General features: G+C 49.3%; 3 protein-coding genes. All 3 read right to left on the bottom strand.

Features of this window, described 5'->3' with window-relative positions:
- Positions 1 to 516, bottom strand: a 516-nt coding sequence (locus tag VIP81_RS02050) for a Gfo/Idh/MocA family oxidoreductase (RefSeq protein ID WP_331956814.1), incomplete at its 3' end; no start/stop codon positions are given.
- A gap of 4 nt (positions 517 to 520) precedes the next feature.
- A complete protein-coding gene (locus VIP81_RS02055; protein ID WP_331956815.1) occupies positions 521 to 2,089 on the bottom strand; it encodes a PQQ-dependent sugar dehydrogenase in 1,569 nt (522 codons plus the stop codon).
- A gap of 11 nt (positions 2,090 to 2,100) precedes the next feature.
- A complete protein-coding gene (locus VIP81_RS02060) occupies positions 2,101 to 3,339 on the bottom strand; it encodes an Nramp family divalent metal transporter (protein WP_331956816.1) in 1,239 nt (412 codons plus the stop codon).
- Between the last annotated feature and the right edge of the window lie 121 nt (positions 3,340 to 3,460).

Here is a 3,460-nt window from a genome sequence, read left to right on the forward strand (position 1 = left end):
GTTATGAATTTCGTACCGCTCTGTCATGATATCAAACAGCTGCACTTTATTGGCAGCGGCGGCCGCAAAGGATTCCTTTAAAGAATCGAATCCGGCGGCATCGATTGCCATTGGCTTATCTGCCAGCACATGCATACCGGCCTGCACGGCGCGATGTATGTATACGGGCTTCAAGCGGTTATTGCCAGCCAGCACAACGATGCTGCCCGGTGCGCTTTGCAACATTTTTTGCAGGTAATCATTGCCGGTATACACCTCGGTTTCCCAGTGTACAACGGGGCTGTCCTGTTTATTATACGCAGCGACGCGCTGCAGGTATTGTTTTACTTCCGGTCCGTCGGGCGCAAATACTTTTATCACGGAATCAATACCCGGGTACATCTGTTGTTGTACCAGCGAGGCGTGGAAATGACCAGGGTCAAGGGCAATCAGCTGCATAGGCAATTGCTTTTCAGGTGGATATGAGCAGGACAACAGTAACGAAACCATACTAATAAAGATAATAATTTGCTTCATCCGGTTATTTTTTTTCGTCAGAAACGTTTCCGGTCAATTTTTTCCTCGTTTGCGTAACTACGGAAACGGCTATACTATCTGCATGATTATTCCAACTGTTACGGACATACGAAGTAACGGCGGCAATGTCTTCATCCTTGAGAAAACCGAAGGCGGGCATCTGTTCGCCGTAAGGACTGTTCTTTGCTTTGGAAGCGCCGGTGCGGCCCTGTATCACCGTTTGAATCAGCGATGCGCTGTTGCCTGTTACCAGTGCATTTTGGTCTAGTGCCGGGAAAGAACCCGGTACACCTTTGCCCTCGGTTTTATGACAGGCTTCACAATAACTTTTGTAGATGCTGGCGCCTTTGGTCGCAGCCGCCACGGGTGCAGTCGCCGCTTTTTCTACCGGCAAACCGGCAGGTATTTTATCATTGGCCCGGAGCGCCGACAAACGGATAATGCGGTCGTCGTGTTGCAACGGAAATCCTTTGCCGGGGTTCCAGTCGCGGTTGCTGGTGGCAATGTACACATCTCCTTCCGGCGATACACAAATATCCCGCAGGCGGCCAAATTTGCCGCTGAAGTAAATATGTTCTGTCGTTACGGACTCCTGTGCCGGATTTAAAGCCAGCACCCGCAAACTGGCCGCCTTTAAGGTGCCGAGTAAAATGCTGTTATACCATTCCGGAATATTATGCGCCCCGTAATAATCCACGCCAGCCGGTGCAATCGTAGGAGTCCAGGCTTTCAATGGCGCGGTGAACGGAAACGAATCGGCATAGGCTTTTTCGTCGGGTCTGTCTGCAAAACCTTCTACCCGGGGCCATCCGTAAAATGCCTTGCGTTGAATCAGGTTCAGTTCATCATCCACGGCATCACCGTGTTCGGAGGCAAATAAATGTCCTGACGTAGTAAATACCATCCCCTGAATATTGCGGTGACCGCGGGACCAGATTGGGCTGCCCGGATATGGATTATCGGCAGGAATACTGCCATCAAAATTCAGTCGTAATGTTTTACCATTAATGAAATTGGTGTCCGGCGCATGGTCACCATTGGCGGCATCTCCGGTAGAGAGTATAATTTTACCATCGGGAGATATCGCTACCCGGGAGCCGTTATGCCCCGTGTTGCCGGGCAGTTCCAACAGCACCAACGGGTCTTTCAGCGTATCCATGGTATAGGTATATCTCACCAGTCTGGATACAATGGTGGAATCCTTTTGCAGGTGGGTGTAGTCCACAAATACGTAGGGCTGTGCTTTGTCAGCAGATATGGCCATGCCCAGCAAGCCCAGGGTGCGCTGGCGATACACCTCCGGTATGGTAAGTAATAATTTCTTCACGCCGGTATGTGGATCTGCATTGCTGATGGTACCGCTTTGCTCGGTATACCAGATCTGGTTATCCGGTCCCCAGGCAATTTCCCAGGGTACATTCAGATCTGACACCACTGTACTAATGCCCACCCGCGTACTATCCAGCTCCAGCAAGGCTTCCAGCGGCTGATTAAAAGCAGCGTCCTGGCCGGAGCGGCAGGCGCCTGCTCCCAGTAACATCAACAAAACCATTCCGGTAATCGTTCTTCTCATGCGTTCGGGTGTTACTTAAAAAACAAAGTAATCGCGTTGCTGACAGCCAGTCCCAGCATAATCAGCAGGCCGATGCCGGCAGCGATATTGGTAAATAAATTATTCTTCAAGGGGCCCATTATTTTGGCGTCGTTGGCCACAAAAAACAAGGCCACGCCAATAAAAGGCACGATAAAAATCGTCACCGCCTGCGCCAGCACAATGAGTTGCAGCGGCAGTTTACCGAAAATAATGGCTACACTGGCGCCAATGATCATGATAACGGCAATGAATAAACGTACCATTTTAGAACTGAGCTGACCGCCAAATCCTAATGCATCTCCCAGCAGTGTACCACCCAATGCGGCGTTACCCAACAGAGAAGAAAACGACGCGCCGAATAAACCCAGCAGGAAGAAACCGGCTGCGGCATTTCCGAATACCGGTTCCAATGCTTTCGCCATATCGGTGGCAGATGTAATTTTTATGCCGGCAGGATGCAATACGGTGGCCGCGCAAATCATCACGGTAGCACTCATAAAGCCCAGGATCAGCATTCCCGGCAACGTTTCTTTACCGGTTTGTGTCACATCCGGCCGTATTTTTCTTCTTTCCTGTACGAGGTAAGATTGATAGATAGCACCTACAATAGAAAAACAGGAGGCCATAAAAGCAATAATCAGCTGTTGTGATCCCACCGGAACAGTAGGTACAAATCCGCCCGCAATATCTGCTGCTGCTGGTCGCGACATCACCATCGTCACTATAAATGCGAAGAGCATCATAATGATGAGCGTGATCATAATTTTTTCCAGTTTCTTATAAAATCCGCGGAAGAAGAGGATACTGATGCCGAGTACATTACATACCACAATCCATATTTCTTTAGGCGTATGCGTAGCTTCTGCCAGTGTGATGCCGGCGCCGATGGAGTTGCCCGCCTGGAAAGAGGCAGTTACCAGGAACACCCCAACGCCAATGGCTATACGTGCAGGCAGCCCCCATTTATCGCTGATGGTGCCGAGTAAAGATTGACTGGTAGCAATGCCCACCCGGGCAGCCATCATCGTAAAAATAATCATGAAGAAGATGGCAACCGCTACAATCCACAACAGGGAAAAGCCGTAACTGGCGCCCATAATAGAGGCGATGGTCACCTTACTGGGACCGAATACCAATGCCGCCGTGATCAATCCCGGCCCCAACGATTGCAGCCAGGCTTTGGATTTATGAGTAGTGTTAGGTTTGGTTATTGTAGTGGCTGTTGACATAGTGAAATAGCTTTTAGCTTTTAGCTGTTAGCAGTTAGATTTTAGCGATTAGTTTTTAGCGATTAGTTTTTAGCGATTAGTTTTTAGCGATTAGTTTTTAGCGATTAGTTTTTAGCGATTA

The organism is Chitinophaga sp. (assembly GCF_036566945.1).
GTDB lineage: Bacteria > Bacteroidota > Bacteroidia > Chitinophagales > Chitinophagaceae > Chitinophaga.

What these genes read in the sequence shown, in the direction of transcription:
- VIP81_RS02055 (WP_331956815.1), bottom strand. Translation starts at nt 2,089, where the DNA reads ATGAGAAGAACGATTACCGGAATGGTTTTGTTGATGTTACTGGGAGCA.
- VIP81_RS02060 (WP_331956816.1), bottom strand. Translation starts at nt 3,339, where the DNA reads ATGTCAACAGCCACTACAATAACCAAACCTAACACTACTCATAAATCC.